This is a genomic window from Kitasatospora sp. NPDC094015 (assembly GCF_040304075.1).
GTDB lineage: Bacteria > Actinomycetota > Actinomycetes > Streptomycetales > Streptomycetaceae > Kitasatospora.
Genome location: NZ_JBEOUL010000013.1, coordinates 33,891 through 46,536, shown reverse-complemented (window position 1 = coordinate 46,536; position 12,646 = coordinate 33,891). Strand labels below are relative to the sequence as shown.

The following is a 12,646-nucleotide window of genomic DNA, read 5'->3' as shown; positions in this document are numbered from 1 at the left end:
AGCCGATGCGTTACATTGGGTGGGACACCGGCTCGATCCAAGCCCCCGGGCCCAACCTTCGTCGCTTCGAGCGACCACTTGCCGCGAGGCGAGCATGGCGGGTCGGTGTCATTACGTGGGCGAAGGCCCCCACCGCACGCGGTGGGGGCCTTCGTCGTGTCCGGCGGCTCAGCCGTGCAGCAGCGCCGGGACCCCGGCCGCGTCCGGCAGGTCGTCCGGCCCGGAGAGCACCGTCAGCCGCTGGGTCGCCCGGGTCAGCGCGACGTACAGCACCCGCAGGCCCGCCTCCGACTCGCCGGCGATGCCGGTCGGGTCGGCGACCACCGTGGCGTCGTACTCCAGCCCCTTGGCCTCCAGGCTGCCCAGCGCCACCACCCGCTCGCCCAGGCCCTCGGCCCAGCCTGCCGCCTCCGCCCGGCGGTCCATCGGGACCACCACGGCCACCGTGCCGTCGACCTCGCCCAGCAGCCGGACCAGCTCGGCCCGCGCGGCGGCCGCGAAGGCCTCCGGCGCCGGGTCGGTCACCGCGGCGAACCGCGGCTCGACCCCGGTCGAGCGCACCGCGCTCGGCGAGGGCGTGCCGGGTGCGGCCAGCGCCAGCACCTTCGCGGCGACCTCGGCGATCTCCGCCGGGTTGCGGTAGTTCACGGTCAGGGTGTGCCGGCGGCGCGGCTTGCCGGCCAGCACCTCGTCCAGCGCCGCCTGGGCCTCCTGCGGGTGCGGCCAGGAGCTCTGCGCCGGGTCGCCGACGATCGTCCAGGTCGCCATCCGGGACCGGCGGCCGATCATCCGCCACTGCATCGGGGTGAGGTCCTGGGCCTCGTCCACGATGACGTGCGCGTACTCGCGGCGCTCCGAAGCCACCGCCGCCCGCTGGCGCGCCATCCGGTCGGCGTACGTGGTGACCTCGTCCAGGCCGCTCAGCAGGTCGACCGCGTCGACCTCGCGGAGCTTCGGCCGGGCCGCCTCGCCCAGCAGCAGCTGGAGCTCGTCCACCAGCGCCACGTCGTGCGCCGACAGCGGGCCGCGCCCGCGGTCGTCCAGGTGCCGCCAGGAGGCGGCCAGCAGCCGGGCCTCCTCCGGGGTGACCGCCCGGCGGGCGATCCGGTTGATGTGCCGCGACTGCCGCATCGAGGCCAGCACCTGGCGCGGGGTGACCGCGGGCCACCAGGCGTCCAGGAAGTCCAGGAACGGCGCCTCGTCCGAGACGTACTCGTCGAACGACTCCCGCTCCTCCTGGCGCTGCTCGCGCTCGGCGTGGCCGGCCGGCTTCGGCAGGTGCCGCACGGCGACCGACCAGAGCGCGTCCAGCAGCAGCCGGCGGGCCCGCGGGCGGAGCAGGTTGAGCGGCGTACCGCCGGTGCCCAGCACGTTGCCGCGGACCGCCCGCAGCCGGGCGGCGTCCAACCGCAGCGCCTCGCCGCGGGCGAACACCCGCAGCTCGGTCGGCTCGTTCAGCTCCAGCGCCGCCCGGGCCGCCCGGCGCAGCAGCTGCACCATCCGCGAGGAGCCCTTGACCCGGGACGCCTCGGGGGTGTCGTAGCGCTCCGCCTCGATCCCGTCGACCAGGCTGCCGACCGCGCGGATCGCGACCTGCCCCTCCTCGCCGAGCGAGGGCAGCACGCCCTCGGTGTACGAGACCAGCAGCGCGGTCGGGCTGACCACGAGAATGCCCCCGGCGTACCGGCGGCGGTCCTGGTAGAGCAGGAACGCGGCGCGGTGCAGCGCCACGGCGGTCTTCCCGGTGCCCGGGCCGCCGGTGACCAGGGTGGCGCCCGCGGCGGGGGCCCGGATGACCTCGTCCTGCTCCTTCTGGATGGAGGAGACGATGTCCCGCATCGAGTGGCTGCGGGCCCGGCCGAGCGAGGCCATCAGCGCGCCGTCGCCGACCACCGCCAGCTCCTGCCCGTCCAGGGTGGGGGTCAGGTCGGGGCGCAGCAGGTCGTCCTCGACCCCGATCACCTTGCGGCCCTTGGAGCGGATCACCCGGCGGCGGATCACCCGGCCCGGCTCCAGCGGGGTGGCCCGGTAGAACGGCGCGGCGGCCGGGGCCCGCCAGTCGATCACCAGCGGGCCGAACTCGGCGTCGAGCACGCCGAGCCGGCCGATGTGCAGGGTCTCCGCGACGGCCGGGTCGGCCGGGTCCATCGGGGTCTGCGAGGGGATGCCGTGCTCCTCCGGGGCGTCCGCCTGCTGGAGGTCGATCCGGCCGAACAGGAAGTCCTCGAACTCGCTGTTCAACCGGTGCAGGTGGGCACCGGCCCGGTAGACCTGGGCGTCCCGCTCGGCGAGCGCGCCCGGGGTGCCGACCTGCACGCGCTTGGCGGCGTCCTCCAGGATGTACTCGGCCTCGGCGAGCTTCTCCTCCAGGCGGTGGTAGACGGTGTCGAGGTGCTGCTGCTCCCCGGCGATCTCGCGGTCGCGGACCGTGTCCGGTTCGGTGGTGTGGGTGGTGCTGTGGTGCTGGGCTGAGCCGTGCGCGCCCAAGGAGCCCCCTGAGGTACGTCCTGCGGGTGGTGAGGGTACCGCCCTCCAGGAAAAAGGCGGACGGATGATCCTACGCCTCAGCCTGGGGCCCGCGGGCACGCAGGGCACGTTCGGGACCGGTGTGGCGCCCGGCGGGCACTCGCACCGGACCGGGCGCGCGGTCAGCCGCCGTACTTCTCCCCCGGTTCGGTGACCGGGTCCAGCGCCAGCCGGTAGCCGCGCTTGACCACGGTGGCGATCAGGCCGGGGGTGCCCAGCACCGTCCGCAGCCGGGCCATCGCGCTCTCCACGGCGTGCTCGTCGCCGCCGCTGCCGGGCAGCACGCCGAGCAGTTCGGCGCGCGGCACCACCCAGCCGGGCCGGCGGGCCAGCGCGTGCAGCAGGGCCATCCCGGCCGGCGGGACGGGCCGCAGCTCGCCGTCGACCAGGGCGGCCTGGCCGCGCAGCTCCAGCCGGTGGCCGGCCACCGCGAGCCGGCGGGCGCGCCCGGGCAGCTCGGCGGTCAGCGTCTGCACCATCGCGCCCAGCCGCATCCGCTCCGGCCAGACGGTCGGCACGTCCTGCTCCTCCAGCGGCGCGGCGGTGACCGGGCCGACGCAGACCGGCAGGACGTCCCGGCGCAGCGCGTGCAGCAGCGCGGCGGTGCGGCCGCGTTCGGCGGCGCGGTCGAGCAGGCTGATCGCGGCGGGGGCGCTGGTGAAGGTGACGGCGTCCAGCGAGCCGGCGCAGCAGGCGTCCAGCAGCCGGTCCAGCGGGCCCAGGTCGAGCGGCGGCAGCCAGCGGTACACCGGCACCTCGACCACGTCGGCGCCGGCCGCGGTGAGCGAGTCGACGAAGCCGCGCAGCGGGGCGCCGTGCTGCTGGACGGCGATCCGGCGACCGTCCACCCCCTGGGCCAGCAGGCGTTCGAGCACCTCCGCGGAGGACTCGGACTCGGGGGACCACTCCTCGCGCAGCCCGGCGGCCCGGATCGCACCCTTGGCCTTGGGGCCGCGGGCCAGCACGGCGGCGCGGCCGAGCCGCGCGGTCAGCTCGTCCCCCAGGCCCCAGCCCTCGGCGGCCTCGATCCAGCCGCGGAAGCCGATGCCGGTGGTGGCGACCGCGATGTCGGGCGGATCGGCGACCAGGGCGCGGGTGGCGGCGAGCAGTTCGGCGTCGTCCGGGAGCGGGACGATGCGCAGGGCCGGGCCGCGCAGCACGGCGGCGCCGCGGCGCTGGAGCAGGGCGGCCAGCTCGTCGGCGCGGCGGGCGGCGGTGATCCCGATGGTGTAACCGGCCAGCGGGGGCACCGGTGCGGCGGGCGGGGGGTCGATCGGCTCTGCCATGGCGTGCGGTCCTTCGGTGGTGCGCCCCGCGGCCGTCGACGGGCCGCGGGGTGGGTGGGTGGACGGACATCCTCGCGGGCCCGCGTCACGGGCCCGGGTCGGCAGGGTGTCCCGGGTGTTTCGGGTCCGGTCCCGGCCGGCCGGGCGCCGCGGGGGCACCCGGCCGCCGCGGCGTCAGATCCGGGCGAGCGCGGGCGCCTTCGCGCCGACCGCGCCACCGGTGGGGCGGCGCAGGTAGACCGCCCAGGTGAGCAGGAAGCACAGCCCGTACGCGGCCAGGAAGGAGAGGAAGGCGGGCGTGCCGGTGTGCACCGTCAGGAAGGACTCCCGGAAGGCGAGGTTGATGAACAGTCCGCCGAGCGCGCCGACCGCGCCGATCACCCCGATCGCGGCGCCGGACATCCGGCGCGACCAGGCGGCGGCCTCCTCGGTGCTCGCGCCGGCGGCGATCCGGTCCTGCGCCTTGGCCTCGAAGATGCCGGGGATCATCTTGTAGGTGGAGCCGTTGCCGATGCCGGCGAAGACGAACAGGGCGATGAAGCCGACCAGGAAGACCGGCAGCGAGCGCTCGGCCGAGGCGTAGGTCACCAGGCCGGTGGCGGTGGCCATCGCGACGAAGTTCCAGAAGGTGATCCGGGCACCGCCCCAGCGGTCGGCCAGCCGGCCGCCGAGCGGACGGATCAGCGACCCGAGCAGCGGGCCGATGAAGGTGAGCTGGGCGGCCTGCAGCGGGGTACGGCCGAACTGGTTCTGCAGGACCAGGCCGAAGGCGAAGGAGAAGCCGATGAAGGAGCCGAAGGTGCCGATGTAGAGCAGCGACATCAGCCAGGTGTGCTTCTCCCGGACGACCTGCGCCAGCGCCCCGGTGTCGCTGCGCATCGGCGCGAGGTTGTCCATGCACAGCGCGGCCAGGGTGGCCGCGACGACGACCAACGGCAGGTAGATGCCGAGCACCAGCCGGGGGTGGCCGGCCCCCGCCCAGGTGATCACGGCCAGCGCGACCAGCTGGATCACCGGCACGCCGATGTTGCCGCCACCGGCGTTGAGCCCGAGCGCCCAGCCCTTGCGGCGCATCGGGAAGAAGGCGTTGATGTTGGTCATCGAGGACGCGAAGTTGCCGCCGCCCAGCCCGGTGAGCGCGGCGACCAGCATGAACGTGGTGTACGAGGTGCCCGGGTGCATCACGTACGCCGCCGCCAGCGTGGGCGCCAGCAGGAGCAGCGCCGAGACCACCGTCCAGTTCCGGCCGCCGAAGCGGGCGACCGCCACCGTGTAGGGGATCCGGACGAAGGCGCCGACCAGCGTCGGCATCGCGACCAGGAAGAACTTCCCGGCCGGATCGACGTGGTAGCCGGGGCCCATGAAGAGCACCATCACCGACCACAGGCTCCAGATCGAGAAGCCGATGTGTTCGGAGAGGACGGAGAAGATCAGGTTCCGGTTGGCGGTGCGCCGCCCGGAACGCTCCCAGAATTCGGTGTCCTCCGGATCCCACTCCTGGATCCAGCGGCCGCCGCTTCTGCCCTGCCGTGCCGTGCCCGTGGTCATCCTGTGTCCCTCCGCCTGCGGGGTGGCTTCTGCCACCGACAGTAGAAAGACATGGTTTCGGTCCCGTTGTGCACTGTGAAGGGTGCGAGACCGTCAACTCACCCGGCCCGGGCCGCGGCTGTGAGACGCCCCGGAACGCACGAAAGCCGCCCTCCCGGGGGAGGACGGCCGTTGTGCACATGGGGCGGTGGAGATGCCGGGAATCGAACCCGGGTCCAGTGCAGCGGATTCAGGACTTCTCCGAGCGCAGTCCGCTGTGATTTTCTCGGCCCTGGCAGTCACGCGGACAAGCCGCCAACAGGCCCAGCTGCTGTTTGATTTCCCATCCACCCGCGCAGCCCGGGTGGACGGTTGAGTTCCCTAGATTATGCCAGGATCCGGGTCGGGAACTTCCCGGGCTGACACCCATTCACTCTGGCAGACTAGGCTGCGAGAGCGAACTGCTGGGAATCGCGCTTAGAGTTGGCGATTATATTTTTGCGACAGATGGTTTACGAGATCATTGCCGCGTTCCTCGGCTCGCTTCTCCTGTTTCGACCAACACTGTCGAAACCGATCATCCCCATGTTGATTTGAAAAACAGCTCCGGCGGGCGGACCCTCCGGTGGTGCTTCGCCCATAGTACGCGCTGTGACCGACGAGGGTCCAGCAGATTACTGCTGGCGGCGGCGGGCCGCGGCCACCGCGCGGTCCGACTCGCGCCGGTCCTGCTGCTCGCGCAGGGTCTGACGCTTGTCGTACAGCTTCTTGCCGACGGCCAGGGCGATCTCCAGCTTGGCCCGGCCGTCCTTGAAGTAGAGCGAGAGCGGCACCAGAGTGTGACCGGTCTCCCGCACCTTGGACTCGATCTTGTGGATCTCCAGCTTGTGCAGCAGCAGCTTGCGCTTGCGCCGCGCGGAGTGGTTCGTCCAGGTGCCCTGGGTGTACTCCGGGATGAAGAGGTTGTCGACCCACGCCTCCCCGCCCTGGATGTAGGCGTACCCGTCCACCAGGTTGGCCCGCCCCTCGCGGAGCGACTTCACCTCCGTCCCGGTCAGCACCATGCCGCACTCGTAGGTGTCGAGGATGGTGTACTCATGCCGCGCCTTCTTGTTCTGCGCGACCAGCTTGTGTCCCTTTTCCTTTGCCATAGCGCCGATCATTCTCGCACCTCGGCCGGGCGGTCGGCAGCCCCTTTAGCCGCTACCCGCGCGTCCCGAGGCCCGCGAGCACCCGCAGGCCGAGGTCGGCGGGGTCGTCGCCGGGCTGGGCCGGCACGTCCGGCAGCAGGCCGACGCCGTCCGGCGAGCGGCCCGACGGGGTGGTGTAGCGGCCCACGGTCAGCTCCAGCACCGAACCGTCGGCGAGCCGGCTGGGCTGCTGCACCGCGCCCTTGCCGAAGGTCCTGGCCCCGACCAGGACGGCCCGGCAGCGGTCCTGCAGGGCTCCGGCCAGGAGTTCGGCGGCGCTCATGGTGCCGCCGTCCACCAGCACCACCAGCGGGGTGGCGGTGTCCCCGCCCGGCGCGGCGGACAGCTCGCGCTCCTCGCCGTGCTCCTGGTACGTGGCCACCGGGCCGCCGTCCAGGAACAGCGAGGCGGTGGCCACCGCCTCCTCGACCAGGCCGCCGGAGTTGCCGCGCAGGTCCAGCACCACCGAACGGGCGCCCCGCACCGCGTCCCGCACCTGGCCGGACACCCCGCTGGTGAAGGCCCGGACGGCGACCCTGGTCACGCCCGGCGCCGGCTGGTCGGCGACCACCTCGCGGGCGGCCAGCTCGGTGCGCCGCAGCACCACGTCGCGGACCGGGCCGCCCGTCCGCTGCACGGCCAGCGCCACCGTGGAGCCGGCCTGCCGGCCGCGCAGCCGGGCGACCACCTCGGTCACCGGCAGCTGGTCGGCCGCGGTCCCGTCGATGTGCAGCAACCGGTCGCCCGCCGCGATCCCGGCCGCGGCGGCCGGGCCGCCGGGCAGCACCTCGGAGACCGCCGTGCCGCCGTCCCCGGTGCGGCCCACCGAGAGGCCGACACCCTGGTAGCGGCCGTCGGTGAAGTCCTCGTACTCCTCGGGGCTCAGGTGGGCCGCCCAGCGGTCCCCGCTCGCGCCCACCAGCTGGTCGGCCTGGAGCGGGGAGAGGTCGGCACCCGCCAGGTCGCCGTGCCAGGCACCGGCCGTGCCGGTCACCCGCGGGGCCGGCACCGGCGGCTCGCCCCAGGCCCCCGCGGCGGCCCCGACCAGCAGCACCACGCCGAACACCGCACTGAGCGTGGCTCCCTGTCGTACGCGCTCTGCAACGGCCATGCACCGGAGTCTAGGGTGCCCGCGGCGGCCGGGTGGCCGAATGACGACGGCACGGACGCACAGCGGCCCCGGACGGCGCACAGGCCGTCCGGGGCCGCGGGGGCGGCCGGTCGCGCGCGACCGGCCGCCGGATCAGACCTTGAGGTACTTGCGGAGGGTGAAGAACGCGGCGATGCCGGCCATGCCCATACCGACCACCACCAGCAGCGGGATCACCGTCAACACCGAGGACAGGCCGATGAAGTGGATGAACAGCACCCGCTGCGCCAGCCAGTGCTGGACGAAGAAGTGGCCGGCCAGCAGCAGCCCGGAGGCCATCGTCGCACCGAGCAGCGCGGCGAACGCGGCCTCGGCGATGAACGGCATCTGGACATAGAAGTTCGAAGCACCGACCAGGCGCATGATGCCGGTCTCGCGCCGCCTGCTGAACGCGGACACCCGGACGGTGTTCACGATCAGCAGCAGGGCGACGAAGAGCATCAGCACCATGATCACGAAGGCCGCGGTCTGCAGACCGTTCAGCAGGCCGAACAGGTTCTCCAGGATCTTCCGCTGGTCCTCCACCGACTTCACCCCGGGCTTGCCGGCGAAGGCGCTCTGGATCACGTCGTACTTGGTCGGGTCGACCAGCTTGATCCGCCAGGACTGCGGCATCGCCTCCGCACCCACCGCGGCGAGCAGCGGGTTGTCCGGGTTGGTCTCCTTCCAGCGCTTGTACGCCTCGGCCGAGCTCTCGAAGGTCGAGCTCTGCACCAGCGGCATCTTCGACAGGCTGGCCTGCACGTCGTCGATCTGCTGCTGGGTGGCGGCACCGGCCGAGCACTGCGCCGAGGTGGTGGCGTCCGACTTGGTGCAGAAGTAGACGCTGACCTCGACCTTGTCGTACCAGTAGCCCTTCATCGAGTTGACCTGGTCACGGACCAGGAGCGAGGCACCGGCGAGGGCGAGCGAGAGCGCGACGCTGACGACGACGGCGATGGTCATCGTCAGGTTGCGGCGGAGACCGACGCCGATCTCCGACAGGACGAACTGGGCGCGCATGCTTCTCTCAATCCAGGGTCAATGCAGGTGGGGCGAGTCAGGCGGGAGTGCGCCGGTCGGGCTTCCAGCCGGTCAGGACTGGTAGCCGTAGACGCCGCGGGCCTGGTCGCGGACCAGCAGCCCCTTGTCGAGCTCGATCACGCGCTTGCGCATCTGGTCGACGATGGCCTGGTCGTGGGTGGCCATCAGCACGGTGGTGCCGGTGCGGTTGATCCGGTCGAGCAGCTTCATGATGCCGACCGAGTTCTGCGGGTCGAGGTTTCCGGTCGGCTCGTCCGCGATCAGCAGCATCGGGCGGTTCACGAAGGCGCGGGCGATCGCGACGCGCTGCTGCTCACCACCGGAGAGCTCACCGGGCATCCGGTCCTCCTTGCCGCCGAGGCCGACCAGGTCGAGCACCTCGGGCACCACCTTGGCGATGGCGCTCTTGGGCTTGCCGATCACCTCCAGCGCGAAGGCGACGTTCTGCGCCACCGTCTTGTTGGGGAGCAGGCGGAAGTCCTGGAAGACGGTGCCCAGCTGGCGGCGCATGTGCGGCACCTTCCAGTTGGACAGCTTGCCGAGGTCCTTGCCGAGCACGTGCACCGCGCCGACGCTCGGCCGCTCCTCGCGCAGGCACAGGCGCAGGAAGGTGGACTTGCCCGAGCCGGACGAGCCGACCAGGAAGACGAACTCGCCCTTCTCGATCTCCAGCGAGACGTTGTCCAGGGCCGGACGGTTCTGCTTGGGATAGGTCTTGGAGACGTTGTCGAATCTGATCACGGCTGCATCACGGAGGCCATCCTAGGTGGAAGGGCGACCGGCCCGGCCGGGGCCCCCGTGACCCGATCGTTACGACGAGGTCCGAAGGCTCGACCCGCAGCGCCGTTCCTCGGTCAGTACTTGGCTCGGGACCATACGCGACCCGGATGACAACTCGCAGGCCTTGAGGCCGGAAAGCCAGGGGAATTGTCCGGCTCCATTCCTGTTTGACCCGAAAACTGCGAGGCATCTCACAGGCCTCGGGACCATGGACAGCGGGGGCCGGAACGGCCGGGACCTGGCACAGTGGAGAGGAGCGGCCCGGTCGGCCGCTACCCCGCACAGGGCAACAGCGGAACCACAGCCCGCTCCGGTGCGTTGGCAGTAGCAGCAAGGAGGAGATCGCATGACTTGCGACCATCTGGTGTGCGCCAACTGCAACGGCCGCGTGAGTGACGGCCGCTGCCCGGTGTGCCGAGCCAACCGCGCCCGACTGCAGGACGAGCAGGGCCCGTTCGCCGCGCTGACCCCGGCGACGCTGGTCGCGCTGCTGGTGGCGTTGCTGGCGGTGGCCTTCATCGCCCGGCAGGCGCTGGCCTGACAGCGGACGACGCCGAAGGGCCCCGGAGCAGAAGCTCCGGGGCCCTTCGGCGTACCGCTCTCGGCGACCCTTAGTCGTTGGAGGTCTCCCGCTGCTTGCGCCAGCGAATACCCGCTTCGATGAAGCCGTCGATGTCGCCGTCCAGCACGGACTGCGGGTTACCGACCTCGAACTCCGTCCGGAGGTCCTTGACCATCTGGTACGGGTGCAGCACGTACGAGCGCATCTGGTTGCCCCAGGAGCTGCCCTCGCCCTTGAGCGAGTCCATCAGGGCCCGCTCCTCCTGGCGGCGCCGCTCCAGCAGCTTGGCCTGGAGGACGTTCATCGCCGAGGCCTTGTTCTGGATCTGCGAGCGCTCGTTCTGGCAGGACACCACGACGCCGGTCGGCAGGTGGGTGATCCGGACCGCGGAGTCGGTGGTGTTGACGCCCTGGCCGCCGGGGCCGGAGGCGCGGTAGACGTCGATCCGCAGCTCGGACTCGTCGATGTCGACGTGGTCGCTCTGCTCCACGACCGGCAGCACCTCGACGCCCGCGAAGGAGGTCTGGCGGCGGCCCTGGTTGTCGAACGGGGAGATCCGGACCAGCCGGTGGGTGCCCTGCTCGACGGAGAGGGTGCCGTAGGCGTACGGCGACTTCACGGTGAAGGTGGCGGACTTGATGCCGGCCTCCTCCGCGTACGAGGTGTCGTAGACCTCGGTCGGGTAGCCGTGCCGCTCGGCCCAGCGCAGGTACATCCGCATGAGCTGCTCGGCGAAGTCCGCGGCGTCCACGCCGCCGGCCTCGGCCCGGATGTTGACCAGGGCCTCACGGGCGTCGTACTCGCCGGACAGGAGGGTGCGGACCTCGAGCTCCTCGACGGCCTTGCGGACCGAGGTGAGCTCGGTGAGCGCCTCGGAGAGGGTGTCCGCGTCGTCCTCGTCGGCGGCCAGCTCGAACAGGACCGCGAGGTCGTCGACCCGGCCGCGCAGGTGCTGCACCTTGCGCAGTTCGCCCTGGAGGAAGGAGAGCCGGCTGGTCACCTTCTGGGCGTTGGCCAGGTCGTCCCACAGGTTCGGAGCGGCTGCCTCCTCCTCCAGCGACGCGATGTCGGCCCGGATCTTGTCCAGGTCGAGGACGGCCTCGATCGACCCCATGGTCGTTTCGAGGTTCTTGAGCTCTTCGGAAGGATCGACGGCTGCCACGCCCTCAAGCGTAATGGTTGGCGCGGGGCGCTCAACTACACCGGGGGGTGCCAGGCCTCCACGAAGGCTGCCGAAGGCGTCCGCGCGCCCTCCCCGGCGCCCTCCCCGGCGGCGTGCGCGGCCGTCGGGACGGCCTCGGCGGCGAACGCCGTGTACGCCGCCGCGGCGCCCGCCAGCAGCAGCACCACCGCCACCACCACGGCCAGCAGCCGGCGGCGCCGGACCAGCGCCTTGCGGCCCTTGCGGTGGCCGGACGCCGGGCCGCTCCCCCGCTGCGCCCGGGACTCGGCCGCGTACGAGGCCAGCTCCTGCGGGGTCGGGCGGCGCAGGCTGGTGTGGGTGTCGCGGGTGGAGTCGGGCAGCGGGGCGGGCACCAGCGGGACGGCCGGGCCGCGCCGGCGGCGGTGGGTGCCGGTCCCGGTGTCGGCCTCCGCGTAGACCGCCTCGCCCGGGGTCGGCACCTCCTCGGCCGGCGGCCGGCCCTGCGCGGGGATCACCGCGAGCGCCGGCAGGCCCGCCAGGGCGGGCAGCTGCTCGCGCAGGCGCGCGGCCAGCTCGGCGGCGCGCAGGCGGGAGGCGGGCGCCTTGGCCAGGCACTCGGAGATGATCCGCCACAGGCCGTCCGGCAGCCCGGGGACGGGCGGCACGTTCTCGGTCACGTGCCGACGCAGCACGGCGCCGGTGTGGCCGCCGCCGAACGGCGTGGTGCCGGCCAGCAGCTCGTACAGGACGGTGGCCAGGGCGTAGATGTCGACGGCGGCGCGCGGCTCCAGGCCCTCGATGATCTCGGGGGCCAGGTAGTCGGGGGTGCCGATGATCCGGGTCGCCCTGGTCCGGCGCGGGGCGTCCACCAGCCGGGCGATGCCGAAGTCGGTGAGCTTGGCGCGCGGGGCGCCGGCGGGGCCCGCGGGGGCGGCCAGGTCGAGCAGCACGTTCTCCGGCTTGACGTCGCGGTGCACGATCCCGGCCGCGTGCGCGGCGGCCAGGCCGTCCGCCACGTCGGCGATCACCGAGGCCGCGACGGCCGGGGCGAGGACGCCCTCGCGCTCCAGCCGGGTGCGCAGATCGGTGCCCTGGACCAGCTCCATCACCAGCGCGAGGTCGTCGCCGTCCACCACCATGTCGTGGACGCCGACCACCCGGGGGTGGTCGAGGCCGGTGAGGGCGGACCGCTCCTGGACGAAGCGGCCGACCAGCACCTGGTCGGATGCCAGGTCCTCCCGCAGCAGCTTGACTGCCACCGGTCCGTCCGGGCCCTCGCCGAGCCACACGGTCCCGGCGGAGCCCCGGCCGATCACCTGGTGGACGGTGTACCGGCTGCCGATCTTGCGTGCCAATGCTGCTCCGTGGGCTCGGTAGGTCGGTGCTCAGCGAACAACCTACGCGCCCGGAACCCCTCCGAGGGCCGCCGAAGCCCTCCTGGCGCGCCCTGGCGGGCGA

General features: G+C 72.8%; 10 protein-coding genes and 1 other RNA gene. 1 reads left to right on the top strand and 10 read right to left on the bottom strand.

What is annotated here, in order from left to right:
• Positions 1–168 precede the first annotated feature (168 nt).
• The 8 genes from ABT014_RS17610 to ftsE form a co-directional block, all read right to left on the bottom strand.
• Entirely contained in the window at positions 169–2,487 is a 2,319-nt protein-coding gene (locus ABT014_RS17610) for a HelD family protein (protein WP_350639685.1), read from the bottom strand.
• A 161-nt stretch (positions 2,488–2,648) separates the two neighbouring features.
• Complete coding sequence (locus tag ABT014_RS17605; protein WP_350639683.1) at positions 2,649–3,812, bottom strand: uroporphyrinogen-III synthase; 1,164 nt, start codon at positions 3,810–3,812, stop codon at positions 2,649–2,651.
• A gap of 174 nt (positions 3,813–3,986) precedes the next feature.
• Positions 3,987–5,360 carry a nitrate/nitrite transporter gene (locus ABT014_RS17600; RefSeq protein ID WP_350639681.1) on the bottom strand — a complete coding sequence of 458 codons (1,374 nt, stop codon included), beginning with the start codon at positions 5,358–5,360 and terminating at the stop codon, positions 3,987–3,989.
• A 185-nt stretch (positions 5,361–5,545) separates the two neighbouring features.
• Positions 5,546–5,924, bottom strand: a transfer-messenger RNA (tmRNA) gene (gene ssrA / locus ABT014_RS17595).
• Between the two features lie 89 nt (positions 5,925–6,013).
• Positions 6,014–6,490: an SsrA-binding protein SmpB gene (smpB, locus tag ABT014_RS17590; RefSeq protein WP_350639679.1), complete on the bottom strand. Its 477-nt coding sequence runs from the start codon at positions 6,488–6,490 to the stop codon at positions 6,014–6,016.
• A gap of 52 nt (positions 6,491–6,542) precedes the next feature.
• Entirely contained in the window at positions 6,543–7,640 is a 1,098-nt protein-coding gene (locus ABT014_RS17585; RefSeq protein ID WP_350639677.1) for a S41 family peptidase, read from the bottom strand.
• Positions 7,641–7,772: 132 nt separating this feature from the next.
• Complete coding sequence (gene ftsX / locus ABT014_RS17580; RefSeq protein ID WP_350639675.1) at positions 7,773–8,681, bottom strand: permease-like cell division protein FtsX; 909 nt, start codon at positions 8,679–8,681, stop codon at positions 7,773–7,775.
• Positions 8,682–8,753: 72 nt separating this feature from the next.
• Positions 8,754–9,443, bottom strand: a complete 690-nt coding sequence (gene ftsE, locus ABT014_RS17575) for a cell division ATP-binding protein FtsE (protein ID WP_100889970.1) — start codon at positions 9,441–9,443, stop codon at positions 8,754–8,756.
• A 385-nt stretch (positions 9,444–9,828) separates the two neighbouring features.
• On the opposite strand from ftsE, the gene ABT014_RS17570 reads away from it, so the two are divergent.
• Positions 9,829–10,023 (top strand): hypothetical protein, encoded by a 195-nt coding sequence (locus ABT014_RS17570; protein WP_350639674.1) that lies wholly within the window; start codon positions 9,829–9,831, stop codon positions 10,021–10,023.
• Between the two features lie 70 nt (positions 10,024–10,093).
• On the opposite strand, the gene prfB is transcribed toward ABT014_RS17570, so the two are convergent.
• Both prfB and ABT014_RS17560 read right to left on the bottom strand, forming a co-directional pair.
• Positions 10,094–11,206 carry a peptide chain release factor 2 gene (prfB, locus tag ABT014_RS17565; RefSeq protein WP_350639672.1) on the bottom strand — a complete coding sequence of 371 codons (1,113 nt, stop codon included), beginning with the start codon at positions 11,204–11,206 and terminating at the stop codon, positions 10,094–10,096.
• Positions 11,207–11,241: 35 nt separating this feature from the next.
• Positions 11,242–12,543, bottom strand: coding sequence for a serine/threonine-protein kinase (locus tag ABT014_RS17560; RefSeq protein ID WP_350639670.1), 1,302 nt, complete (start codon positions 12,541–12,543; stop codon positions 11,242–11,244).
• Positions 12,544–12,646: the final 103 nt, after the last annotated feature.